A 23542-nucleotide genomic window follows, 5' to 3' on the forward strand; every position below is an offset into this window, starting at 1 on the left:
AGTGATACCGTGGATATAAAAGGGAAGGTCAATGCACTAATACAAAAACATGAAACAAGCTGTCCTTTTAAAATCGCAGCTGCTAAAGGGATCCATGTGATTCAAGAAAACCTGGGCAGTAATCTCGGCTACTACAATAAAATCTTCCGCATCCCCATGATCCACATCCACGAATCAGCAGCAGAAGCACAGAAGAAGTTTATCTGCGCCCACGAGCTCGGTCATGCTGTCTGCCATCCTAATTCGAACACACCTTTTTTAAAAGCACACACGCTTTTCTCTACTTCCAAGATAGAGAAAGAAGCCAATTCCTTTGCTGTGGAACTTCTCTTTTCCGATGAAGGGGCTTCCCCGATACTTACGGTTCAAGAAGCCGTGGAGGAATACAAAATTCCAGAGCAGATTTTAAAGGAGGTCGGAAGTTGAATGGCAACGTACAGGCAATTGAAAAGCGGAAAATGGCAGGCAAGAGTGTCGGAAGACGGGAAAGAATTCTCTATTGGCACATACCGCACCAAAAAAGAAGCCAAAATTGCGGCGGCTTCAGCAGAAGAAAAGATTTATTACGGGCACACACTCGATGATAAGGAGAAGGCGTTCAAAGATTTGGCTGAAGAATGGCTGCACAACTACATGAAAAATAATCTGAAAGCGTCCACTTTCCGGAACTATGTGTCAGCTATTGAGCATCATATCCTGCCCTATTTTGGAGAAAAGAAGGTAGTGCGTGTTAAGCGGAGTGATATTATTAAGTGGCTGAATGATTATGCTGAGTCCTATGACAAGAATGGGAAACCGAAATACTCACACGGATCACGAAAACGATTTTTATCCATCTTGAAGAGCATTTTTCATTATGCTGCTTATGAGCTGGAAATATTGGAGAAAGACCCTTCAAAGAAGCTGAAAGCTCCGGTCAAAGATAAGGCAGGGGAAAGCGAAGAGGTGAAATATTTTTCGTTAAATGAACTGAATCAGCTTTTGGATTACATGGAAGGTTATCGGCACCAACGTTTCAGTGAATACCGGTTGTATTATGTGTTGATGTACTTTTTAAGCCAGACAGGGCTCCGCATCAGCGAAGCGTTAGCTCTGCGGTGGGAGGATTTGAATGGTGATAAACTTACCGTTGAACGGCAAACCAGCAGAGACGACAACAACAAAGTAGTCATCACATCGCTGAAGAACTCTTCCAGTTACCGCACCATTAAATTAGACCAAGATGTTCTGAAGGAACTAAAAAAATTCAAATTGGTTCAAAATCAGATGCTGCTTCAATATACTGCTTTTAAGCAAAATGAAGACGGAATCATCTTTCAAAACTGTTTCGGCAATTACCTCACTCCTTCGACCATCAGAGAAAGCATGCAGCGTTACTGTAGGTTGGCAGGTGTTAGTTATAAGGGCACGCACGGCTTCAGGCATACGCACGCTGTGTTACTGTTGGAGGCTGGCGCCACGATTAAATATGTATCCCAGAGGCTTGGCCACAAAACCATTAAAACAACAGCCGATACGTATCTTGATATCACCGATAAAATAGAAGAAGACGAACTTCAAAAGTTCGCCTCCTACACGAGAAGATAATTGGAATCGGCACAAAATCGGCACGACCTTTTTATCTTCTCTTTATTAAAACCCTCTAATCCCTTTCAATCAAGGGCTTTGTTAAGCTTAACCGATGGAGCCTTCCATTTCGAAACGGATAAGGCGGTTCATTTCAACCGCATATTCCATTGGAAGTTCTTTCGTAAATGGTTCGATAAAGCCCATCACGATCATTTCCACCGCTTCTTCTTCCGATACACCGCGGCTCATTAGATAGAAGAGTTGTTCTTCCGACACTTTGGAAACCGTGGCTTCGTGTTCAAGAGCGATGTTATTGTTCATGATTTCGTTATACGGGATGGTATCTGACGTGGACTCGTTGTCCATAATCAGCGTATCACATTCCACTTTCGATTTGGAGCCTTCCGATTTTCGTCCGAAGTGCGCGATACCGCGGTACGTTACCTTGCCTCCGTGTTTGGAGATCGACTTCGAAACGATCGTGGAAGAGCAGTTCGGAGCCAGATGCATCACTTTCGCACCGGCGTCCTGGTGCTGGTTTTTACCTGCAATCGCAATGGAAAGGATGGTTCCTTTCGCCCCTTCGCCGGTCATCATAACCGACGGATATTTCATTGTGAGCTTGGATCCGATATTACCGTCGACCCATTCCATCGTTGCACCGGCAGCTGCAGTAGCACGCTTAGTCACCAGGTTATACACGTTCGGAGCCCAGTTCTGAATGGTTGTATAACGGCAGTAGGCGTTTCGTTTTACCGAAATCTCAACAACAGCGCTGTGAAGGGAGTCCGTATTGTAAACCGGAGCCGTGCAGCCTTCCACATAGTGAACCGAGCTGTCTTCATCCGCGATGATAAGCGTCCGCTCAAACTGTCCCATGCTTTCCGAATTGATACGGAAATAAGCCTGCAGCGGCGTTTCTGTCTTCACGCCTTTTGGAACATAGATGAACGATCCGCCGGACCATACTGCAGAGTTCAGAGCCGAGAACTTATTATCTGATGGCGGAATGATTTTGCCGAAATGTTCTCTGAAGAGATCTTCATTTTCTTTCAGAGCTGTATCTGTATCTTTAAATACGATACCCATATCTTCAAGATCTTCCTGAAGGTTGTGGTACACCACTTCCGATTCATACTGCGCGGATACACCGGCAAGGTATTTCTGCTCAGCTTCAGGGATTCCGAGTTTATCAAACGTATTCTTGATTTCTTCCGGTACTTCATCCCATGATGTTTCTGAGCGCTCGGAAGGTTTTACATAATACGTGATATCGTCAAAGTCAAGGCCTGACAGGTCTCCGCCCCATTGCGGTGTCGGCATCTTATAGAACGTTTCCAGTGCTTTCAGACGGAAGTCCAGCATCCATTGCGGTTCTTCTTTCATATTGGAAATTTCACGAACAACGTTTTCTGTCAGTCCCCGCTCAGAACGGAAAACCGAGACGTCTTTATCATGAAACCCGTACTGGTACTCTTCCATTTCCGGCATTTGCTTAGCCATTATTGAATGACCTCCTTTTTAGAAAAATCCATAGAATTTTTCGGTTTTCTGCCGTTGTACAAGGTTATCGGGTTCTATCTTCCATTATAGGGGCTATCCCCCTATGAATGAAAGGCATATCGCTGTTTTTCCTGCAAATCAGTCGGTTTCTTCTTCTTCACCGAGGCCCTTTTCCATGGCCTTCCATGCAAGTGTAGCACACTTTATCCTTGCAGGGAACTTTGTCACACCCTGCAGCGCTTCAATATCGCCAAGATCATATTTTTCATCATCATAATCCTCACCCTGCACCATCTGCGAAAAGATGTCGGACATTTCCAGGGCATTTTCCACCGGCTGTCCTTTGACGGCCTCTGTCATCATAGAGGCGGAGGAAAGACTGATGGAGCATCCTTCTCCGACGAATTTAGCGTCTGAGATTTTGTCCCCTTCCACTTTCAGCTGCAGCTGAATCCGGTCGCCGCAGGTGGGATTATTCATATTCACATGGAGAGTTTCCCCTTCCATGTCCCCTTTATTGCGGGGGTTTTTGTAGTGATCCATAATGACCTGACGGTAAAGGGTATCGAGATTACTATGCGAAGACATCACCAAAATACTCCTTTGTTTTTATTAAACCTTCCGTAAGGGCATCAACATCTTCTTTCGAGTTATAGATATAAAAGCTCGCCCTTGCCGTCGCCACCACATTCAGCCATTTCATGAGCGGCTGCGCGCAGTGATGGCCCGCCCGGACCGCGATTCCTTCAATATCAAGTGCAGTAGCCGCATCATGAGGGTGCAGCTCATCCACATTAAACGTAACAAGAGCAGCGCGTGTCTTCGGACCGTAAATGTGAATGCCGTCGATTTCTTTCAAGCTCTGCAGAGCATACTGCGCGAGCTCTTCTTCATGGGCTTCGACATTTTCCATACCGATGTCCTCAAGAAAATCAATTGCAGCGCCGAGACCGATCGCCCCTGCAATAATAGGAGTCCCGCCTTCGAATTTCCACGGAATATCCTTCCACGTGGAATCATACAGGTCGACAAAATCAATCATCTCCCCTCCGAATTCCACCGGTTCCATTTTTTCAAGAAGACGTTTCTTTCCGTACAGCACGCCGATACCGGTCGGGCCGCCCATCTTGTGACCGGAAAAAGCAAAAAAGTCACAGTCAAGATCCTGAACGTCCACTCTCATGTGCGGCACGCTCTGCGCCCCATCCACCACAGTTACCGCATCATGCTGATGCGCAATCTGCGTGATTTCCTTAATCGGGTTGATGGTTCCAAGTACATTGGACACGTGGCTGACGGCCACGATTTTTGTGTCGGCCGTAATAGTGCGGCGGACATCCTCAAGAGAAAGCGTTCCATCTTCCTGCATCGGCATATACTTCAGGGAAGCTCCTGTCGCCTTGGCTGCCTGCTGCCACGGAATGATGTTGCTGTGGTGCTCCATCGGTGTCAGCACAATTTCATCGCCTTCCTGCAGCACGGACCGCCCGTAGCTGTACGCCACGGTGTTAATGGCAGTCGTTGTACCGCGCGTGAAAATCACTTCACGGGCTTTTGGCGCATGGATAAAGGAGCGTACCTTTTCCCTGGCTCCTTCGTAACCATCCGTTGCCAGACTTCCTAGTGTGTGAACACCGCGGTGCACGTTGGAGTTGTAGCGGCGGTAATAATCTTCCACCGCTTCAATCACCTTATTCGGCTTCTGGGAGGTGGCGGCGCTGTCCAGATAGACGAGGGGACTCCCGTTAACCTCCTGTTGAAGGATAGGAAATTGTTGTTTGATTTCCTTTACATCCATCAGTAGACTTTCCTTTCAATGACTTCCGTCAGACGTTCTTTAACAGCCTGAATCGGCAGCTCATTAACAACCGGCGCAAGGAAACCGTGAATAATCAGACGTTCCGCTTCGGTTCTTGAAATACCACGGCTCATCATATAGAACATCTGCATCGGGTCAACCCGGCCTACAGACGCAGCATGTCCTGCTGTTACATCGTCCTCATCAATCAACAGAATCGGGTTGGCATCGCCGCGGGCACGTTCGCTGAGCATCAGAACGCGTTCTGTCTGCTGTCCGTCCGCTTTTGTCCCGCCGTGTTTGATTTCTGTCACTCCGTTGAAAATCGAGGAAGCATGATCTTTCATAACACCGTGGGTCAAAATATGACCGACGGAGTTTTTACCGTAATGGATAATATCGGTCCAGAAGTTCTGACTCTGATCCCCGCGTCCGATAGAAACAGATTTCGTATCGGCGTGTGAACCATCGCCCTGAAGTATGGTGGTATTGTCGGAAACAGTATTTCCTTCATTCATCTGGCCGACTGCCCATTCAAGATGGCCGTCCTTTTCCACCCGGCCGCGGCGGTTCACATACGTTGTGACACCTTTTTCGAAATGATCCACGGCACCGTAGGAGACCTTGGCATTCTGACCGACATACACCTCGGAAATGATGTTGGCTGCAGCCGAGTGCTCTCTGTCAAAAGAAGCGTAGTTTTCAAGGTAAGTGACGTTACTATTGTCTTCGGCAGCAATAATAACGTGATTGAAAAGACCAGCTTCCGGATCATGCTGCCAGTAAATCGTCTGAAGCGGCACTTCCACGGTTACGTTTTTCGGTACGTATATGAACGTACCTCCGTTCAGAAGGGCCACATGCAGCGCCGTCAGACGGTGTTCATCAACGCCTACAACACTTCCCATAAAGTAATTTTTGAGAAGATCGCTGTGCTCTCTTGCCGCTGTTTCTATATCGAGAAACAGAACACCCTGCTCCTTGAGATAATTACTTTCTGTGCGGTAAATCGGCTTACCGTCACGGTATACAATCAGATTCTGTTCTTCTGTGCTGCGGTCGATTAATTTCTGCACGTCTTCATGCAGTTCATCCACCGAATGGATGGCAGAGATTTCGCCCGGATCATGTTTAAATTCCGTAAAGTTCCACGTTTTGATGTTGGTCTTTTCGGGCTTTGGCAGGTTCAGCTCATCCGCCAGACGTATGGCTGTAACGCGCTGTTCTGTAAGCCACTCGGGCTCTCCGCGGTTTTGGGAGTATTCTCTTACGTAATTTTCGTCGTACGTCCATTTCGTATCCACTGACATTCTATTACCTCCCTCGCTTACGCCTGTTCGCCGACTTTTTCGTCTTCAATGCCGAGTTCTTCTTTAATCCAGTCGTACCCTTCGTCTTCAAGACGCTGCGCCAGTTCTGCACCACCGGATTTGACGACGCGTCCCTGCATCATAACATGGACTTTGTCCGGAGTGATGTAGTTCAGAAGACGCTGATAGTGGGTGATGATAAGACAGCCGAAATCCGGTGATTTCATGGTGTTGATTCCTTTGGAAACAACTTTCAGCGCGTCAATGTCGAGTCCGGAGTCGATTTCATCAAGGATAGCGATTCTCGGTTCAAGCATAAGAAGCTGCAGAATTTCATTCCGCTTTTTCTCCCCGCCGGAAAAGCCTTCGTTCAGGTAACGCTGGGAAAAAGATTGATCAATTTCCAGATCATCCATTTTGCTGTCCATCTTTTTGATAAATTTCATCAGCGAAATCTCATCGCCTTCTTCACGGCCGGAGTTAATAGCCGAACGCATGAAGTCGGAGTTTGTCACACCGCTGATTTCACTTGGGTACTGCATTGCAAGAAACATGCCGGCATGGGCGCGTTCGTCCACTTCCATTTCCAGAACATCTTTGCCGTCCAGAGAAACACTGCCCTGGGTAATATCATATCTTGGGTGACCCATGATTGCGGAAGCAAGTGTCGATTTACCGGTGCCGTTCGGACCCATGATTGCATGAATCTCGCCGCCGTTTATCTCCAAATCCAGTCCTTTGATAATTTCCGATCCGTCAATTTCTACATGCAGATCCTGAATCTTAAGGGTTGATCCTGCCATCAGAAATACCTCCATCATATCAATATTAAAGGAACATTCGCGTTCCTTCGTGATTCTCAATTTATTCTCATTATCATTTTAAAACAAATTCAAATAGAGTTCAAGAAACACGGGTGTCTGTGTTTCAATAGAAAAGGGAGCCGCCCCTTTCAGGCTCAGCCCCCTTCACCACTTATCTTTTTTATTGTAACAAAAACGCGCGATTATTCAAAGGAAAAGCAGGTGGTATATTATTCACCAAACTGCGCAGCCAGCTGACGGCCTTTTCTGTGATTTTGTTCACGGGAAATTTCTACTTGAATACGGCGGTCCAGACTGTTGTTGTACTCCGCGTAACCGAAGCCGTGAAACTGGTGCATCGCTTTTTCCATTTCTGTTGTCGGATTGCTGCTGATTGCGTGGATAATGAATCCATCCTTTCGTTGTATTTAACACAGCACCAACGATACCACGCGCATTTTCTCACAACAAAGCGTTATTTTTGTTAAATTTTCTTACAATTGATTCTCAGTAGTAGTCTGCCCTGTTTCTTTCGAACAGACGGAAACATGCTGGGCGTTTCTTGGCGTTCCTGTTTTCATCACTGTTTCATTTGATTGTTTGTACTCAACTCCTGCACCGCTTCCTGAACCAGAGTGACAGCCTGGCTCATTGCTGCTCCGCCGCCGAATGCCGCAGTCACCCCGAGAATTTCCATAATCTCTTTTTCCGTGCATCCTTCATCCAGACAACCTTTCGTGTGATAAATGATGCAGTACTCATCCTGGGCATATACACTAAGCGCGAGTGCCATCCGCTGTTTTTCCCCTGCGTCCAGTTCCCCTGCTTTAAAACAGGCTTCCGTAAACGCGTTATATCGTCGTGCAATATGGGGTATTTTCTCCTGAAAAATGCCGACTCCTTCTTTGTACTCCTGCAGCGCCTGCTGTATGAATGAAGGCGGCTGTTGCTGCTGTTCCTCTTGCTGCTGTTGCTGGGGCATGACACGCCCTCCCTTTTGTCCTTTTCCTGTAGTATGCTTCAAAAACGCAGTTGTTTATTCGGACCGGGAGGCCGGAAAATTGTCCATAAAAACAGAATACCGGACACTTTGGGAAGGATCTTGAATAATTTTGGTTCATATTCATTCATTACGCCCATTTTAACCGGTATTTCTACTAAATTCTGTCTCTTATTTTAATTTATTGGACACAAAGCCGGAAACATTGTCCATAAAATTAGAAAAACCCGGCAGAGCCGGGCTTTCATTATTCGACAGCCGGAATGACGGCGCCGTCGTATTCATCTTCAATAAACTGGGCTGTTTCATCGGACTGCAGCACGTCGACGAGAGTTTGAATGCTCTCCTTATCTTCATCTTCGCTTCGTACAGCAACAATATTGACATACGGATTGTCTTCGGAGCTTTCCAGTGCAATCGCATCATCAACCGGGCTTAGTCCGTTATCAATCGCGTAGTTGGAATTAATAAGCACGGCATCCCCTTCTCCGTTCTGGTAAGCCTGCGGAAGCACTGCGGCTTCAACATCAGCACGGAATGTAAAGTTGTTCGGGTTCTCTTTGATATCCTCAATCGTCGCATCCACGCCCGAATCTTCCGGCATCGTAATTAATCCTTTTTCATCAAGCATTTGCAGAATGCGGCCGTGGTCAGCTACAGAACTGCTCATGATAATTTCGGCACCCTCAGGAAGCTCATCAAGACTGTCATATTCCTGGGAATACACCCCAATCGGCTCAATATGAACACCACCTGCATTTGCAAAATCATAGTTGTCATTATCTTCAAGCTGTCCCTCAAAATAAGGGATATGCTGATAATAATTGGCGTCAAGTTCTTCTTGAGCAAGTGCTTTGTTCGGCAGTACATAGTCGTTAAACGTTTCAATCTGCAGCTCAATTCCTTCTTCATTCAGCTGGTCTTTGGCAAATTCGAGAATTTCTGCGTGCGGTACATTGGTTGCCCCTACTGTAAGGGTTGTGGTTTCTTCCTCTTCCGAAGTGTTTCCTTCATTATTTCCTTCGGAAGTTTCTCCGGTAGAACCAGAGTCCTGTTCTTCCGATCCGTCATCGGCTGTGCCGCAAGCCCCCAAAAGCAGTACCAGTGATGGAACAGCGATAAGTTGTGCCAGTTTTTTCATATTCGTTCCCTCCATTTTATCGTTTATCTAATGTATTCGTCAGCCGGTCTCCAATCATCTGGAAAACGAAGACGATGATCAATACGGCGATGGTCGATGCAAATGTTACGTCAGGCTGCGACCGTTGAAATCCTTCTCTGTAGGCCAGATCCCCAAGACCGCCTGCGCCGATTGCACCAGCCATAGCTGTAAAGCTGACCAGAGTAATACCTGTAACTGTAATACCGGAAACAAGAGCCGGCATGGATTCGGGCAGCAGCACTTTCATAATAATTCTTCCCTGGCCGGCGCCCATAGACTGGGCTGCCTCAATGACCCCTTTATCAACTTCCCGGAATCCAATCTCCACAAGTCTCGCATAAAACGGTGCCGCACCGGCAACAAGCGCCGGAAGAGCAGCACTGGGTCCCAGAAACGTCCCAAGCATGGCGTTGGTAAAAGGAATCAATAGAATAAGCAGGATGATGAACGGGATGGAACGGAAAATGTTGACGATTGCAGCCGTCAAAGCATGCACCGTTTTGTTTTCCCAGAAATTCCCCTTATCCGTTAGATAAAGAAGCAGGCCGAGTATGATTCCAAGGATAAACGTCATGATAACAGCGGCAAGACTCATATAGACAGTTTCAAGCGATGCGGTCCACAGCGCTCCCCATTCCACGTTTGGAAACAATTGTTCAATCATGATGCAGCACCTCAGCTTTCACCCGGTGTTCTTCGAGAAAACGAAGGGCTTCATTCAGATGTTTTTCCTCTCCCTGAAGCTGTACGAACAGTGTACCGTAGCTTCCGTGCTGGGTTTTGGATAGTTTCCCCTGCAATATATTGACTCCTACCCCGCAATGACGAACCAGTTCCGTCATGACAGGCTGTTCTGCATCTTCTCCGACAAACCTCAGCTTCACGACAGGACCGTTTTCGTCATCAATGAGCTCATACACGGCGTCCATCGTTTCTTCGGGTTCGGTGATCTGCTTGACAAACTCTTTAGTCATGTCTTCTTTCGGATAACGAAAGACATCGAGAACATTTCCCTGTTCCACGATTCTCCCTTCCTCCATCACGGCAACCCGGTGACATATTTTCCGGATAACGTGCATTTCGTGTGTGATCAGCACGATAGTAAGCCCCAGTTTTTTATTGATATCGGTGAGCAGCTCCAAAATGGCATCCGTTGTTTTTGGATCGAGCGCTGATGTAGCTTCATCGCACAACAGGACTTTCGGATTGTTGGCAAGCGCCCTGGCGATGCCGACCCGCTGTTTCTGCCCTCCGCTGAGCTGGGAAGGGTAGGCGTCCCCGCGCCCGCTCAGTCCAACCAGATCAATCAGTTCGTTCACCCGGCTGTTTTTCTCCTGTTTGGACATCCCCGCAATTTCAAGCGGAAATGCTATATTGTCTTTCACCGTACGCGACCAGAGAAGGTTAAAGTGCTGAAAAATCATGCTGATTTCCTGGCGTGCTTTCCGCAGCTCCCGGCCTTTCAGTTCAGACATGTTTTTATCTCCGACGGTCACCTCTCCTTCCGTCGGCTGCTCCAGCATGTTCAGCAGTCTGATCAACGTGCTTTTGCCGGCGCCGCTGTAGCCGATAATGCCGAAAATTTCCCCTTCATTGATGGAAAGATCCAGTGTATCCACAGCAGCTATATCCTGGTCAGGAGTACGGAAAATTTTCGACAATTGATGCATCGTTATCATAAGTATCCCTCTCCGTTAATCCTGATTAAACTTATCAGAAAACTTATTATGTTTCCTATAAAAATTCCGGATCAGCACATTCAGAACCGGAAAGAACAAGCATATTCTTATTTTGAAATCATTAAAAACATTAGCACGGTCCCGGCCGCATGTCAACATAAACAGACAACTTTGTTTGATTAGAACAAAGGGCTGCCGCCAGCCAAAGTCTGCTTCGTTAACACGTTGGACAGGCGCTGCAGGCGGACACTTTCCTCCAGAGCATAAGCGTGAATTCTACAGCCCATGGTCACAGGTTCAAGATATAGGTTCATCCGACATGAGAAGCTTGAAACTGTGCTTTGACGAGCCGGTTGTACTCTCCCTGCTGCTGTATCAATTCGTCGTGACTGCCTTCCTCCAGAACTTTTCCTTCTTCCAGCATCATAATCCGGTCCGCTTCCCGGATCGTAGAAAGGCGGTGGGCGATCATCACGGCAGTCCGGCCTTTTAAAAGTCTCTGCAGAGCCTGCTGAATAATCTGTTCGGTTTCTGTATCAATGGAAGCTGTGGCCTCATCGAGAATCAAAATGCGGGGGTCCGCAAGCAGCGCCCTGGCAAAGGATATCAGCTGCCGCTCCCCGACGGAAAGAACATTGCCGCGTTCTTCTACTTCTGTTTCGTAACTATCTTTTAATTCACGGATAAAACGATCAGCCCCAACCTGGTAAGCCGCTTCTTTCACTTCTTCATCATCTGCTTTTGGATTCCCAAACCGGATATTATCCATAATCGTACCGGAAAAAATAAAAGTATCCTGAAGAACAATACTTACCTGCGAACGGAGGCTGTCAAGCGTAACATCGCGAAGATCCCGGCCGTCGATCAACACTCTTCCAGCGCTCGGATCATAGAAACGGCTGATGAGATTTGCGATCGTCGTTTTTCCCGACCCTGTATGGCCGACAAAAGCGAAGGTTTCCCCGGGACGGATATGAAGATCCAGATCCTGCAGCGCGTATTTCACCGCGTCGTACTGAAAAGAAACCTGTTCAAAACGAACGTCTCCTTTCATGGTACCGATGGATACGGCATCTTTTTTCTCCGGAACAGAAGGAGATTCATCCAGATATTCAAATATCCTCTCCGATGAAGCCATCGCCATCAACAGTTGATTATATATCTGTCCGAGACGGGAAATCGGTTCCCAAAACATACCAAGAAACGTCGCAAAGGTTACAAAATTCCCGATCGAAAGCGTGCCGTTCCCTATTAGATGAATACCGTACCAGATCAAAACGGCGGTGCCGACAGCGTTGGAAAGCTCCACAACTGGGCGGAATTTTGCGCTTTTGCGGGTGGCTTGTTCCCACGCATCATACGTATCCATGTTAAGATCGCCGAAATAACGCATATTTTCCTGTTCCTGATGATACGCCTGTGTTACCCGCATCCCCTGAATGCTCTCATTCAAATGAGCATTCATCGTGGACTGCCTGAGCCGGACCAGCTGCCAGGAGCGCCGGATTTTACGGCGCAGGTTGGTGGAAATATAAAACATGACCGGAAGTATAATCATGACTGCTGTCGTCAATTCCGGGCTTATCACAAACAGAATGCTTACAATACCAACCAGCATAATGATATCCATCATCAAATTAATGACTCCATTGGTGAACAGTTCCTGCAGCGAATGAACATCATTAGTGACCCGGACGAGAATCGATCCCGCCGACCGCTGATCAAAAAAACGGTGGGAAAGCGTTTGGATGTGATTAAACAAGTCCCGGCGCAGATCAAAAATAATGTATTGGCCCATCCGGTTAATCCAACGGATACGATAAACGTTCGAGATCCACTGCACACCATACATTCCTGCCAGTACCACCACAATCCAGATAAGTAAATCTCTGTTTCCCGGACTTATCGCCTGATCGATGGCATAACCGATAAGAACCGGCGCAGCCAGCCGTACAATCGTTCCGATAAACATCGCTGCCGCAGCAAGTGGAAGGAGTGTTCTGCCGTAAGGCTTCATATAGCTGAACAGCCGTTTCAGCTGGGACCAGTTAAACGCTTTGTCCACAACACGGTCCTGAGGGTAATGAAACCGCCCCGTGGATGCTCTGTCTTCTCCGGGTACATCTTTTCTTTTCATCTCCATCCCCCCTGTTCTTACCCCTGATGCTGCATCACCTGGTCTTGATCGCGGAATTGTATATCATGGATTCTCCGGTAAATGGAGGCATTTTTCAGAAGTTCCTCATGTGTACCTTCTTCCACAATACTTCCTTTTTCCAGTACAAGAATCTGATCTGCATGTTTTAAAGAAGAGATGCGGTGTGCGATGATAAAGGTCGTTCTGCCCCTCATCACTTCCCGGAAAGCAGCCTGAATCCGCTGTTCGGTTTCCATATCCACCGCGCTTGTTGCATCATCAAGCACCAGAACAGCAGGGTCCATGACGATGGCTCTTGCAATAGCGAGCCGCTGCTTCTGCCCGCCGGACAATCCCATCCCGCGTTCTCCCAGAACAGTCTCATATCCATGTTCCAAAGCCGTGATAAACGTATGAGCCTGGGCACGTTTTGCAGCCTCCACGACATCCTCCATGGAAGCATCCGGCCTGCCGTAGGCTATGTTATCCCGGATCGTCGACGAAAACAAAAACGATTCCTGAAGGACAAACCCTATGTTTTGGCGCAGGTCGGCAAGACTATACCGGGAAATCGGCTGACCGTCGAGAAATATATCTCCTTCTGCAGCGTGATAAAAACCAGCCGTTAATTGAGTGACTGTCGTTTTCCCCGAGCCGGCGGCGCCGATAAGTCCGATTGTACTGCCGGGAAGAGCATGAAATGAAACACCCTGGAGGGCTTTTGCTTCTTCTCCTTGATATATATGAGAAACATGATCAAATTCAACATCCCCCTTCAAACGGTCCAGAAAAAGTTCTCCCTTTCGGACATCCGTCTCTTCTTCATCCAGCACCTCAAGAAGACGCTCCCCGGCCGCTTTCGATTGGGAAAACGTATTAATGATAAATCCAAGGTTCATTAATGGGCCGACAATATACCACATCAGACTAAAAGAAGCGGCAAGCTGACCGATCTGAAGCTGACCGCTCATGACCAGATAACCTCCGAACCCCAGCAGCACAACGACACAAATATTCCCAATCAGTTCCATTACCGGAAAAAATACAGCCCAGAGTCCGGCATTATACAATGATTTTTCTTTATAATCATCGTTCCGGCGGGTGAAACGGTCCTTTTCCATTCCCTCCTGAGACAACGACTTCACGGTACTCATCCCGCTTACATTCTCCTGCACTTTCGTCGTCATATCGGCAAACGATTCGCGTATTCTCTTGAATCCCGGGTGAACTTTTTTGTCAAACCGGCACACGACGACAGCAAGAAACGGCATCGAAACCAAGGAAACCAGGGCCAGCTGGAAGCTGTAAACCATCATCACCGTGAAACTCAGTACAACAATCAAAAATAAATTCATTACCTGGGCAAATCCAAACGAGAGAAAGAAACGGAATGCTTCCACGTCAGCAGTCAACCTCGACATCAAATCCCCAGTCCTTGCATTATCATAAAATCTAAATGGCAGATACTGCAGCTTTTCATACAGTGACTGGCGGAGCCTGTAAACCGATCGGATTCCAAACATGTCGCCGCAGTATTGATGCAGGTATGTAGCAATCGCTTTCAAAACAGTCAAAAGCACAAAACCGACAGCTAAATACGGAAGAAGGGACGCGTTGGAAGCAATAACTACTTCATCAATAGCGTATTGAAGGACAATAGGATAAGCCATCGTCAAACTCGTCATCATAATCAGGAAAATAATCGATGCAAAGAAAAATTTCCGGTCCGGCAGGTAAAAATGTCTCAGGCGTTTGAATGTATTCACATCTTTCCTCCTTTGGAAAACGGTAGTATTACTATACCGATTTTATTCCTTTGTATCGAGAAGCAGGACAGTCTTGAAATACGAGGGAAAGAAAGACCGGTGAAGAAACACCGATCTAAAAAGACCGTACCGTTCTATTTGAGAAAATTTGAAAGTTAAAGTAAAAAAAGTCCCGCTCTCTTCAAGAGCGGGACTTATGTATTATTCGTCTCCGATCATTTCTTCGTACTGTTCTGCTGTCATAAGCTTTTCAATCTCGGCCATGTCAGCAGGTTCCACGACAATCATCCACGCTTTTTCATACGGAGATTCGTTTACAAATTCCGGAGAATCCTCAAGTTCGTCGTTAATTTCCACGACTTTCCCTGTAATCGGCGCATACAGCTCGGATACAGTTTTGACCGATTCGACGCTGCCAAACGGCTCGTCCGTTTTCACTTCACTGCCTACTTCCGGCAGTTCGGCAAACACAATATCACCGAGTTCGGACTGCGCAAAATCAGTAATGCCGACACGGACTTTTCCGTCTTCCACCTTCACCCATTCATGCTCCTGGGAGTACTTCAATTCTTTTGGGACGCTCATACATTAAACCTCCTTATTATCAATACCTACTGCTTCCACACTTCCTCAAATTCCTTTTCGCTAAACCCGACCGTTACGTTGCTGCCATCTGTCAGAATCGGCCGTTTCATCAGCATACCGTCGGAAGCGAGTAGATCAAGCAGTTCATCCTCGTCTGCTGTCTTCATTTTATCTTTTATGCCAAGCTCACGATACTTTTTTCCACTCGTATTAAAAAATTTTTTAAGCGGAAGACCGCTTTTCTCATAAAGCTTCTGCAGTTGCTCCCGGCTTGGCGGTTCGTTCACAATATGATATTCCTCGTAGGACACATTGTTTTCGTCAAGCCAGTTTTTAGCTTTCCGGCATGTACCGCAAGGCGGGTAACCATAATAAGTCAGCGCCATCCTTTCCGCCTCCTTTCTGTTTGGAGATTCTCTGTACAGTATACCGTAAATTCCGCTGCATCTCTAACCAGAAGACATGTTTGCTTTGTTTTTCACATATCTTTTCGGCCTCCTGCAGATACTACCCGCGAAACGATAACACCGAAAGGAAGGATAAAATGAGTCCACAACAGCAACCCGGTTCTTCCCCGGAAAATGTAATGCCTCAGCCGCCGCAGACCGTCACGGTGAAAGACCATCTGTATCTAAGTGATATGCTGAGCTGGAATTTGACTGCTGCGAAAAAAGCGTCTTTTTTCTCCAAACAATGCATGGACATGGAAGTCAAAAAGGAGCTCGAAAAAACAGCCCAAATGCACGAAAGACATTACCAGCAGCTTCTTACCCATCTTCAGCCCGCCGCGCAACCCGGTCCGGCTGCTAATTAAAAGGAGGATTCCTATGGCATCGTCTTCAAAAATTCAGAACCCGCAGACCCAAATTCCCAAGACGCCGGAAATGAATGACCGTGATTTTTTAAACGATATGCTGTCGACCGAAAAATACATGACATCTTCCTACAGCTACGCCATGAATGAAGCGAGCCATGAAGATCTTTATGACGATATCGCGATGATTTCAAGCGAAACCCAGAACTTGCAGCGTTCCCTGTTTAACATGATGTTCAAAAAAGGATGGTACAGCTTCGACGCAGCCGAAACGAATGCACTCAGCCAGTCGTATCAGCAGTTCAACGGATACACCAATCAACTCCCCGCCCAGGGAACCATCAATTGATTCAACAGCCCGCGCCGCCTGATGTTACAGGGCGGCGTTTTTTTATTTCAATCAAACAACATAAAAAATATTCTATCCCGCATGCTTTCTGTTTTACAGCGTTTCTTTCATCATGATATATTTAAAAGTTTTGCATTTGTGTTTATTTTATAACATATACGGGTAAGAGTGAGACGGACCCGCCATTTCATTAACAGAATAATAGGAAAAGGAGTGATGGTGTAATGGCAGTCGATAAATATCCTTCCAGAAACGGAGAGCAGGCTCAGATGATGGAACGGAAAGATCCTGTAGTTCACCGTAATCCTGCATTCTCAGATGGTCCTCTCAGTGAAAAAGAGATGAATGCTTTTGGGGAGAACGGCTATTTACTGTTTGAGAAATTGTTCAATGATGATGAAGTATCCATCATGAAAAGTGAACTGCAGCGGACGATGGATTACAATCAGAACCGCGGTGCCGACGATGTGATTAAAGAACCCGGAAGTAACGAAATACGGTCTGTTTTTGAAATTCACAAAGACAGCGGTTTCTTTCAGGCTCTTGCCAAAAATGAACGGATCGTAAAGGTCGCCCAGCAGCTTCTTGGAAGCCAGGTCTACATTACACAGTCCCGGATAAATTTTAAGCCAGGCTTTAAAGGTAAGGAGTTCTACTGGCATTCGGACTTTGAGACGTGGCACCAGGAAGACGGTATGCCGGATATGCGCGCCGTCAGCTGCTCGATTGTACTTACCGACAACTATGAATTCAACGGCCCTCTCATGCTTGTTCCCGGATCACAGAAATGGTTTGTGTCATGCCCGGGATCTACACCGGAACAGAACTACAAGAATTCCTTGAAGAAACAGGAAACCGGTGTTCCGGATAATGACAGTATGACACGTCTGGTGGATCATGCCGACGGCCGGATCGACCGCGCTACAGGGCCGGCTGGTTCGGTTCTGTTCTTTGACTGCAACACGATGCACGGATCCGCGGGCAACATTTCACCTTATCCGCGCAGCAACGTGTTTTTTGTATTCAACTCGGTGGAAAACAAACTGCAGACACCGTTTTCAGGTCAGGCACCGCGTCCGGAATTTCTCGCCAACCGGGAAAACACCGAACCGATAAAGCCGATTAAAGACCGTCTCCAGAATGTATCCCACCGCATCAAACGAAAATAACGCAGGGAAAGCCTCTCCGAAAACAGTGCGGAGAGGCTTTCTTTATTTATCCACCCGGATGTTTTAACAAAACATCATCGGGGTAGCTGAATGGGCAGGAAGAGACGTAAAAGGGAGGGATTATGACATGAAGCGCACCATGCTGCCAAAACGGCTCCTGAAACTTGTTACCATGTCCAGGCGGCAGATATGGTACGAGCTGCGGGCCAACCTTTGGTTCAGTTCGATAATATACGCCGTACTGGCCTTGATGTTTACAGGGCTGTCTTACTGGCTGGACTTTCACCTGCAGCTTCACACGTATGTTCCTGCTTTTTACGAGACGAGCTATCAGCTGACCCATATCCTGGTCAGCACACTAATCAGCGGCATTCTCACGTTGAATGCTTTCACGTTTAACTCCACGCTGGTCGTGCTTACAACCTTTTCCGGGCAGTTCAGTCCCCGGCTGCTGCTGAGCTTTGTTTCAGACAAACGCACCCAGCATGTTATCGGGATTTTTAATGCCTGTTTTCTATATGTTCTGGCTTCCTTTTTTCTAATTACCGAGAATACACAAATGTATGTGGCCGTCCCTGCTTTCACTGTCCTGGCGGCGCTTGTCACGCTCGGCACCTTCGTATATTTCATTAATCACGCTGTAAAATGGATGCAGGTCCCCAACATGACAAACTATATGAAACTGGAATCAAAACGTACAATTCTGAGGACTCTTTTAAAGGACCTTGAACCGTACCGGACGAAGGATCCACGTTACTCCCGGGAAGAACTCCCGGATAAAGACAGCGTGGTCATCCATTCAGAAGAGACAGGCTTCATCCAGATTTTTGACTATAAACGACTCATTAAAAAAGCCAGACAAGACGATGTAACCATTAAACTGGAAAAAAGAATCGGTGACTTCGTGACGGAAGGCCTCCCGTTAATGCGGTTGTGGAGCGATAAGGAGAAAAAGATAAAGGAAGAAAAATACCGAAAACTTGTTCATATGGGACCTAAGAAGACAGAAATGCAGGATTTGGAATTTGGAGTAAATAAGTTGACGGAAGTCGCTATTAAAGCGATCGGTAATGACGATCCCAACACTGCCAACAACGCCATTTATCAATTGACGGATCTACTCATTTCCATTTCTAAAGTGACGAGCTTCACCCCTTACCTTACCGATACAAATAATCAGCTCCGGATTATCATTAAGGATGAATCATTCGACTATTATTTATACGCCGCCTTTTCGCAGATCAGCACCTACGCGGTAAAAGATCCATACTTAACGGCAAACCTTCTGGAAGCGGTCACCATTTTGTCCAGATCCATCGCACCGGAAAATCACCAATGCTGCTGGGATTATGCCGCCTCTATCGCATGGAGATACAATGACAGCTTTACTTACAACTACAACAGCCAGCGTTTTTTCAGCAGTTTAAAAGGAATCGCCGAAGTGACAGGAAACGAGGAAGCATACGAGAAACTCTCCCGCCAAATCCAGGAAAAACAAGCTTCTGCTCCTTCTGTAAACACGAGTACCTCATAAAAAAGATCAGCTGCTTCCACGCAGCTGATCTTTCTTTTCTGTCTGCTGCTCCGACCAGGTGGGTTCCCGGCAGAGAAGCAGTCCATAAGACAGGGAAAACACCATGCCGGTAAAGCCAATGACCTGCAGGGGATATCCCGTTGTCTCTTCATAAAGGAAAGGAGCTGTAAAGAACAGCAAAACACATACTACCAGGATAACAAAAGCCCGCACGACAGGGATATGCAATAGAAACCCTCCTGCCAGAATGATTTCTAACCATTCTATGCAACGGACTTATTCCTATGCAGAAAAATCGGAGCGGGCGCTGGTTCTGCGGTTTTACGTTTCACTGCTCCTGCGCTGGTTCCAAAGCATCCCCATGGCGGCTGCCAGCACCACAATACCTGCCCAGAACGAAATCGATCCGGCAAGCACAAGCGCACCGATAATAAATAATACAAGCCCGGACGCAACAGAAATTCCCGAGCCTGCTCGTCGCAGCAGCCTGGCTCCTGTATAGAAGAGAAATATCGCAGTAAGAATGGATACCACCATCCCCACGTTATCTCCCACGAGTGCGAAAAGTCCAACCACCGCCAAAACGATAATAATGACATTCCATTTTCTTCCGTACATCATGTGCCATCAGCCGCCTTTAGTTCCATCGTTTATTTACCATTTCATCCTACAGTAACATACAATCTTTATGGCATCACACGTCGTTCCAAGCAGCAGGGTGGCAAGAACGACAAATAGGAGAAATTTTTTGACATTGTCAAAAGATACAATTGATAGTCAGTCTGACTCCTAGTATCATGAGAATAAGGTTTCTTTCACAAACTACACAAACCTTATCTACCTATATAGGATAGAACATCACTTGGGAGGGTTAATGAATGACGGAAGAAAACAAAGATCTGCGCATCCGCAGTAAAGTAATCAGTGACGATCCCAACCGGGCTCCGAACCGAGCTATGCTCCGCGCCGTAGGTTTTGAAGATGAAGATTTTCAGAAACCGATGGTCGGCGTAGCCAGCACATGGACAGAAGTAACGCCATGTAATATACATATTGACGAGCTGGCGCGGTCGGCAAAGACAGGAGCATCCGACAGCGGCGCCGCCCCGATGATATTTAATACGATTTCTGTTTCCGATGGTATCTCGATGGGACATGATGGCATGAATTATTCCCTGCCGAGCCGAGACATTATCGCGGATTCCATCGAAGCCGTCACCGGCGCGGAACGTCTGGACGGATTTGTAGCCATTGGTGCCTGCGATAAAACCACACCGGGCTGCCTGATTTCCATCGGCCGGATGAACCTTCCTTCCGTTTATGTATACGGGGGCACCATTCAGCCCGGGAAACTCGACGGCAAAGACATCGACCTTGTCTCTTCATTTGAAGCCGTCGGGCAGTATCAGCAGGGAACCATTGATGAAAAGCAGCTTCACCGGGTGGAGTGTAACGCCTGTCCCGGCGCCGGAGCCTGCGGCGGCATGTACACTGCCAACACAATGGCAGCGGCGGTGGAAGCTCTCGGCATGAGTATCCCCGGCTCTTCGTCTACACCTGCCATTTATGATTATAAGAAAGAAGAATGCCGCCAGGCCGGTGCCATGATCACCGACCTTCTCGAAAAAGAAATTTATCCACGCGATATCATGACCAAAGAAGCGTTTGAAAATGCGATCACCGTTGTCATGGCACTCGGCGGTTCCACCAACGCGTTTCTGCACCTTATCGCGATTGCCCGTTCCGCTGATGTCGACTTGACGTACGACGATTTCGAACGCATCCGCAAAAACGTGCCGCATATCGCGGACCTAAAACCAAGCGGACAGTATGTCATGCAGGATCTGTATGAAGCAGGCGGTGTACCGGCCGTGCTGAAAATGCTGCTTCAGGAAGGGCTGCTTCACGGAGACTGTCTCACCGTTACCGGTAAAACGCTCGCGGAAAACCTTGAAGAAGCACCAGACCTGAAAGAAGGCCAGGACGTCATCAAACCGCTGCACGATCCGATCAAACAGCAGGGTCCTCTCGTCGTGCTGAAAGGAAACCTCGCTCCCGAGGGCGCCGTGGCAAAAATGTCCGGTCAGAAAATCAGCCGTTTCGAAGGACCGGCCAAAGTGTACGACAGTGAATCCGAAACAACAAAAGCCATCGAAGCCGGCGAAATAGAAGAAGGCGACGTGCTTGTTATCCGCAATGTCGGCCCGAAAGGTGGACCGGGCATGCCGGAAATGCTGTCCATCACGTCCATGATTGTCGGGCGCGGGCTCGGCGGAAGAGTCGCTCTTATTACCGACGGCCGCTTCTCCGGCGGCTCCCACGGCTTTGTGATCGGCCATCTTGCGCCGGAAGCGGCAGCCGGCGGTCCGATTTCCCTGCTGCAAAACGGAGATACCATTACGATCGATAGCGAAAGTCAGGAGATTAACTTTGATGTGACGGACGAGCAGCTCGAAGAACGTGCCCGTCACCATGCACCATTTGAGCCGCGCTACAAAACCGGTGCGCTTGCCAAATACTCTAAACTCGTCTCCTCCAGCGCCAAAGGCGCCGTTACCGACGAGAATTTATTCTAAACAGTAAGACTGCGACGAGGCTGGGACAAAACCTCTATAAGATAGAAAAATGCCGAACGATTTTAAAAAATCGTTCGGCATTTTTCGTTGCTGAGATAAACCGCTGCGCCAAAATCCTTCGCTTTTACTCCAGAGCACAAGGGCGGCATCGATTCGCTGGGGCTCATCGTGTCTTCTATGCCGCGGGCACGGCTCAAAAGGAGGAAGATCGGCTAAGATCGGCACCTCCTGGCGGGCGCCGACCTGACCCGCATCCTGCGGGCCCTCGGAAGAAAACCGCATCCTGCGGGGTCCCCGTGACTCGTGCTGTTCTGAGCAGGAGTCGAAGCATTTTGGCTCCGCTACCATTCGACTGTTGAACAACGCCGCAAGACATTCGTGTTGTCCTCCACCTATTTTACTTTTGTCCCAGACTCTTTCTTATCTTATTGAACACTGTCTGGCTGGAGAGTGACTCATGCAGCATTGGCTGGTAATCATGCATGTTTCGCATGTAAATTGGATGATTTGGCTTGTAACAGACCATGGTTGGCAGGTAACGAGCAATCCGGCTGGTATAGCGGTTCATTTGGCATGTAAATGGCACTGTTCCGCTGGTAAACTACAACATTTGGCTTGTACGCATCCATTTCCTGCTCTCTAACGTTTGGAGAATAACCCAAAAACGGCAGAAAAACAGGTCCGCCCTCATCATGAAAAAAACCCCCACCGCAGTGAGGGTCTCTTTCATGATTACATGTTATTCGAGAGCGGCAGATGCCTGTTCGGCCATAGCCGGTACGGACTGCAGACCGCCTCCGGAAATGTACCAGTACTCCGGATTCAAGTAGATAATGTTATCATTCTTGTACGCTGTTGTCTCTTCTGTCAGTTCATTTTCTATTACTTCCTTGGCGGAAGTATCCCCGCCGACGACAGCTGAACGGTCAATCACAAACAGGTACTCCGGATCTTCTTCTTTTACATATTCAAAAGAAACACTCTGACCATGGGTGGACGTTTCAATATTTTTGTCCGCCTGTTTAAACCCGAATTCATCGTGGATGATACCAAAGCGGGATCCGGCACCGTAAACACTCAATTCACCGTTGTTGGCGAGTGTAATAAGGGCATCCCCCTCAGCTGAAGAAGCTTCTTCTTTCAACGTGTCGATAGTATCCCTGATGGAACCAAGTTCTTCTTCCACCTGCTCTTCTTTATTGAATATATTACCAATTTTTTCTACATTTGATGTGAAGGAATCCCAGTATTTTGTGGTATCCACGGACATGTCGACAGTCGGCGCAATATCACTCAGCTCTTCATAGGCACTCTGTTGTCTGCCTGAGATAAGGATAAGATCCGGTTCCATCGCTGCAATTTTCTCAAAATCCGGTTCCTTGAGACTTCCAACGTTTTCATAGTCCGAACTTTCGTATTTACTTAAGTATTCCGGGACAGTAGACTGCGGCAGTCCTGCCGGTTCTACTCCGAGAGTATCGAGCGTGTCGAGAGTTCCATAATCGAATACAACGACATCTTCAGGATTTTTTTCGACCGTGGTTTCTCCCATCTCATGGGAAATTGTTACTTCTTCGGCCGCTGTACTTTCACTCCCGCTTCCTCCATCTCCGGAAGTGTCTGTACTTTCTCCTGATGCTTCTTCACTGTTTTCCGTCCCGCAAGCGGTCATCCCGAGAACGAGTAGTCCTCCGGCTATCATTGTTTTCCATTGTTTCATAATATAGTTCCCCCTTATTATTAATCAATATAGTTATTCAAACGATACAGCAGCTGCTGCCCTCCTTT

24 protein-coding genes are annotated in these 23542 nt (G+C 47.4%); 7 read left to right on the forward strand and 17 right to left on the reverse strand.

Annotation, left to right across the window (positions count from 1 at the left end; translation table 11 throughout):
* Positions 1-9: 9 nt before the first annotated feature.
* Together ACFSUB_RS08445 and ACFSUB_RS08450 are read left to right on the forward strand one after the other, a co-directional pair.
* Positions 10-426 (forward strand): ImmA/IrrE family metallo-endopeptidase, encoded by a 417-nt coding sequence (locus ACFSUB_RS08445; protein ID WP_380712736.1) that lies wholly within the window; start codon positions 10-12, stop codon positions 424-426.
* Positions 427-1587: a tyrosine-type recombinase/integrase gene (locus ACFSUB_RS08450; protein WP_380712737.1), complete on the forward strand. Its 1161-nt coding sequence runs from the start codon at positions 427-429 to the stop codon at positions 1585-1587.
* Positions 1588-1674: 87 nt separating this feature from the next.
* Here ACFSUB_RS08450 and sufB read toward each other — a convergent pair whose 3' ends face one another.
* From sufB to ACFSUB_RS08520, 14 genes are all read right to left on the reverse strand, one after another.
* A complete protein-coding gene (gene sufB, locus ACFSUB_RS08455) occupies positions 1675-3072 on the reverse strand; it encodes a Fe-S cluster assembly protein SufB (RefSeq protein ID WP_380712738.1) in 1398 nt (465 codons plus the stop codon).
* Between the two features lie 138 nt (positions 3073-3210).
* Positions 3211-3660: a Fe-S cluster assembly sulfur transfer protein SufU gene (gene sufU / locus ACFSUB_RS08460; RefSeq protein WP_380713221.1), complete on the reverse strand. Its 450-nt coding sequence runs from the start codon at positions 3658-3660 to the stop codon at positions 3211-3213.
* Entirely contained in the window at positions 3647-4870 is a 1224-nt protein-coding gene (locus tag ACFSUB_RS08465) for a cysteine desulfurase (RefSeq protein ID WP_380712739.1), read from the reverse strand. The genes sufU and ACFSUB_RS08465 overlap by 14 nt, the downstream gene beginning before the upstream one ends.
* Positions 4870-6180, reverse strand: coding sequence for a Fe-S cluster assembly protein SufD (gene sufD, locus ACFSUB_RS08470; protein ID WP_380712740.1), 1311 nt, complete (start codon positions 6178-6180; stop codon positions 4870-4872). Before sufD ends, ACFSUB_RS08465 begins: the two co-directional genes overlap by 1 nt.
* A gap of 17 nt (positions 6181-6197) precedes the next feature.
* Positions 6198-6983, reverse strand: a complete 786-nt coding sequence (gene sufC, locus ACFSUB_RS08475) for a Fe-S cluster assembly ATPase SufC (protein ID WP_380712741.1) — start codon at positions 6981-6983, stop codon at positions 6198-6200.
* A 230-nt stretch (positions 6984-7213) separates the two neighbouring features.
* Positions 7214-7342: a hypothetical protein gene (locus ACFSUB_RS08480; protein ID WP_380712742.1), complete on the reverse strand. Its 129-nt coding sequence runs from the start codon at positions 7340-7342 to the stop codon at positions 7214-7216.
* Positions 7343-7563: 221 nt separating this feature from the next.
* Positions 7564-7965 (reverse strand): carboxymuconolactone decarboxylase family protein, encoded by a 402-nt coding sequence (locus ACFSUB_RS08485; protein ID WP_380712743.1) that lies wholly within the window; start codon positions 7963-7965, stop codon positions 7564-7566.
* Between the two features lie 265 nt (positions 7966-8230).
* The gene (locus ACFSUB_RS08490) at positions 8231-9124 is read right to left on the reverse strand and encodes a MetQ/NlpA family ABC transporter substrate-binding protein (RefSeq protein WP_380712744.1); all 894 of its coding nucleotides are present in this window, start codon (positions 9122-9124) and stop codon (positions 8231-8233) included.
* Positions 9125-9140: 16 nt separating this feature from the next.
* Positions 9141-9809, reverse strand: a complete 669-nt coding sequence (locus ACFSUB_RS08495; protein WP_380712745.1) for a methionine ABC transporter permease — start codon at positions 9807-9809, stop codon at positions 9141-9143.
* On the reverse strand, positions 9802-10824 hold the full coding sequence (locus ACFSUB_RS08500) for a methionine ABC transporter ATP-binding protein (RefSeq protein WP_380712746.1): 1023 nt from the start codon (positions 10822-10824) through the stop codon (positions 9802-9804). Before ACFSUB_RS08500 ends, ACFSUB_RS08495 begins: the two co-directional genes overlap by 8 nt.
* 310 nt (positions 10825-11134) lie before the next feature.
* Positions 11135-12961, reverse strand: a complete 1827-nt coding sequence (locus ACFSUB_RS08505; protein ID WP_380712747.1) for an ABC transporter ATP-binding protein — start codon at positions 12959-12961, stop codon at positions 11135-11137.
* A 17-nt stretch (positions 12962-12978) separates the two neighbouring features.
* Positions 12979-14727 carry an ABC transporter ATP-binding protein gene (locus tag ACFSUB_RS08510; RefSeq protein ID WP_380712748.1) on the reverse strand — a complete coding sequence of 583 codons (1749 nt, stop codon included), beginning with the start codon at positions 14725-14727 and terminating at the stop codon, positions 12979-12981.
* 201 nt (positions 14728-14928) lie between these two features.
* Positions 14929-15312 (reverse strand): glycine cleavage system protein GcvH, encoded by a 384-nt coding sequence (gcvH, locus tag ACFSUB_RS08515; RefSeq protein WP_380712749.1) that lies wholly within the window; start codon positions 15310-15312, stop codon positions 14929-14931.
* Positions 15313-15338: 26 nt separating this feature from the next.
* A complete protein-coding gene (locus ACFSUB_RS08520; protein ID WP_380712750.1) occupies positions 15339-15698 on the reverse strand; it encodes an arsenate reductase family protein in 360 nt (119 codons plus the stop codon).
* A 158-nt stretch (positions 15699-15856) separates the two neighbouring features.
* Here ACFSUB_RS08520 and ACFSUB_RS08525 point away from each other — a divergent pair, with 158 nt between their 5' ends.
* The 4 genes from ACFSUB_RS08525 to ACFSUB_RS08540 all read left to right on the forward strand — a co-directional run bounded on the left by ACFSUB_RS08525 (position 15857) and on the right by ACFSUB_RS08540 (position 19178).
* Positions 15857-16126 carry a hypothetical protein gene (locus tag ACFSUB_RS08525; RefSeq protein ID WP_380712751.1) on the forward strand — a complete coding sequence of 90 codons (270 nt, stop codon included), beginning with the start codon at positions 15857-15859 and terminating at the stop codon, positions 16124-16126.
* Positions 16127-16139: 13 nt separating this feature from the next.
* Complete coding sequence (locus ACFSUB_RS08530; RefSeq protein WP_380712752.1) at positions 16140-16475, forward strand: spore coat protein; 336 nt, start codon at positions 16140-16142, stop codon at positions 16473-16475.
* Between the two features lie 224 nt (positions 16476-16699).
* Positions 16700-17644 (forward strand): ectoine hydroxylase, encoded by a 945-nt coding sequence (gene thpD / locus ACFSUB_RS08535; protein WP_380712753.1) that lies wholly within the window; start codon positions 16700-16702, stop codon positions 17642-17644.
* Positions 17645-17771: 127 nt separating this feature from the next.
* The gene (locus ACFSUB_RS08540; protein ID WP_380712754.1) at positions 17772-19178 is read left to right on the forward strand and encodes a DUF2254 domain-containing protein; all 1407 of its coding nucleotides are present in this window, start codon (positions 17772-17774) and stop codon (positions 19176-19178) included.
* A gap of 6 nt (positions 19179-19184) precedes the next feature.
* Here ACFSUB_RS08540 and ACFSUB_RS08545 read toward each other — a convergent pair whose 3' ends face one another.
* Together ACFSUB_RS08545 and ACFSUB_RS08550 are read right to left on the reverse strand one after the other, a co-directional pair.
* Positions 19185-19406: a hypothetical protein gene (locus tag ACFSUB_RS08545; protein ID WP_380712755.1), complete on the reverse strand. Its 222-nt coding sequence runs from the start codon at positions 19404-19406 to the stop codon at positions 19185-19187.
* Between the two features lie 93 nt (positions 19407-19499).
* The gene (locus ACFSUB_RS08550) at positions 19500-19799 is read right to left on the reverse strand and encodes a hypothetical protein (protein WP_380712756.1); all 300 of its coding nucleotides are present in this window, start codon (positions 19797-19799) and stop codon (positions 19500-19502) included.
* Positions 19800-20056: 257 nt separating this feature from the next.
* On the opposite strand from ACFSUB_RS08550, the gene ilvD reads away from it, so the two are divergent.
* Positions 20057-21754: a dihydroxy-acid dehydratase gene (gene ilvD / locus ACFSUB_RS08555; protein WP_380712757.1), complete on the forward strand. Its 1698-nt coding sequence runs from the start codon at positions 20057-20059 to the stop codon at positions 21752-21754.
* Between the two features lie 739 nt (positions 21755-22493).
* On the opposite strand, the gene ACFSUB_RS08560 is transcribed toward ilvD, so the two are convergent.
* A complete protein-coding gene (locus ACFSUB_RS08560; RefSeq protein ID WP_380712759.1) occupies positions 22494-23474 on the reverse strand; it encodes a siderophore ABC transporter substrate-binding protein in 981 nt (326 codons plus the stop codon).
* Positions 23475-23542 lie beyond the last annotated feature (68 nt).

The organism is Salibacterium lacus (assembly GCF_042684865.1).
Classification (GTDB): Bacteria; Bacillota; Bacilli; order Bacillales; family Marinococcaceae; genus Salibacterium; species Salibacterium lacus.

What these genes read in the sequence shown, in the direction of transcription:
- ACFSUB_RS08450 (WP_380712737.1), top strand. Translation starts at nt 427, where the DNA reads ATGGCAACGTACAGGCAATTGAAAAGCGGAAAATGGCAGGCAAGAGTG.
- sufB (WP_380712738.1), bottom strand. Translation starts at nt 3,072, where the DNA reads ATGGCTAAGCAAATGCCGGAAATGGAAGAGTACCAGTACGGGTTTCAT.
- sufU (WP_380713221.1), bottom strand. Translation starts at nt 3,660, where the DNA reads ATGTCTTCGCATAGTAATCTCGATACCCTTTACCGTCAGGTCATTATG.
- ACFSUB_RS08465 (WP_380712739.1), bottom strand. Translation starts at nt 4,870, where the DNA reads ATGGATGTAAAGGAAATCAAACAACAATTTCCTATCCTTCAACAGGAG.
- sufD (WP_380712740.1), bottom strand. Translation starts at nt 6,180, where the DNA reads ATGTCAGTGGATACGAAATGGACGTACGACGAAAATTACGTAAGAGAA.
- sufC (WP_380712741.1), bottom strand. Translation starts at nt 6,983, where the DNA reads ATGGCAGGATCAACCCTTAAGATTCAGGATCTGCATGTAGAAATTGAC.
- ACFSUB_RS08480 (WP_380712742.1), bottom strand. Translation starts at nt 7,342, where the DNA reads ATGCACCAGTTTCACGGCTTCGGTTACGCGGAGTACAACAACAGTCTG.
- ACFSUB_RS08485 (WP_380712743.1), bottom strand. Translation starts at nt 7,965, where the DNA reads ATGCCCCAGCAACAGCAGCAAGAGGAACAGCAGCAACAGCCGCCTTCA.
- ACFSUB_RS08490 (WP_380712744.1), bottom strand. Translation starts at nt 9,124, where the DNA reads ATGAAAAAACTGGCACAACTTATCGCTGTTCCATCACTGGTACTGCTT.
- ACFSUB_RS08495 (WP_380712745.1), bottom strand. Translation starts at nt 9,809, where the DNA reads ATGATTGAACAATTGTTTCCAAACGTGGAATGGGGAGCGCTGTGGACC.
- ACFSUB_RS08500 (WP_380712746.1), bottom strand. Translation starts at nt 10,824, where the DNA reads ATGATAACGATGCATCAATTGTCGAAAATTTTCCGTACTCCTGACCAG.
- ACFSUB_RS08505 (WP_380712747.1), bottom strand. Translation starts at nt 12,961, where the DNA reads ATGAAAAGAAAAGATGTACCCGGAGAAGACAGAGCATCCACGGGGCGG.
- gcvH (WP_380712749.1), bottom strand. Translation starts at nt 15,312, where the DNA reads ATGAGCGTCCCAAAAGAATTGAAGTACTCCCAGGAGCATGAATGGGTG.
- ACFSUB_RS08520 (WP_380712750.1), bottom strand. Translation starts at nt 15,698, where the DNA reads ATGGCGCTGACTTATTATGGTTACCCGCCTTGCGGTACATGCCGGAAA.
- ACFSUB_RS08525 (WP_380712751.1), top strand. Translation starts at nt 15,857, where the DNA reads ATGAGTCCACAACAGCAACCCGGTTCTTCCCCGGAAAATGTAATGCCT.
- ACFSUB_RS08530 (WP_380712752.1), top strand. Translation starts at nt 16,140, where the DNA reads ATGGCATCGTCTTCAAAAATTCAGAACCCGCAGACCCAAATTCCCAAG.
- thpD (WP_380712753.1), top strand. Translation starts at nt 16,700, where the DNA reads ATGGCAGTCGATAAATATCCTTCCAGAAACGGAGAGCAGGCTCAGATG.
- ACFSUB_RS08540 (WP_380712754.1), top strand. Translation starts at nt 17,772, where the DNA reads ATGAAGCGCACCATGCTGCCAAAACGGCTCCTGAAACTTGTTACCATG.
- ACFSUB_RS08550 (WP_380712756.1), bottom strand. Translation starts at nt 19,799, where the DNA reads ATGATGTACGGAAGAAAATGGAATGTCATTATTATCGTTTTGGCGGTG.
- ilvD (WP_380712757.1), top strand. Translation starts at nt 20,057, where the DNA reads ATGACGGAAGAAAACAAAGATCTGCGCATCCGCAGTAAAGTAATCAGT.
- ACFSUB_RS08560 (WP_380712759.1), bottom strand. Translation starts at nt 23,474, where the DNA reads ATGAAACAATGGAAAACAATGATAGCCGGAGGACTACTCGTTCTCGGG.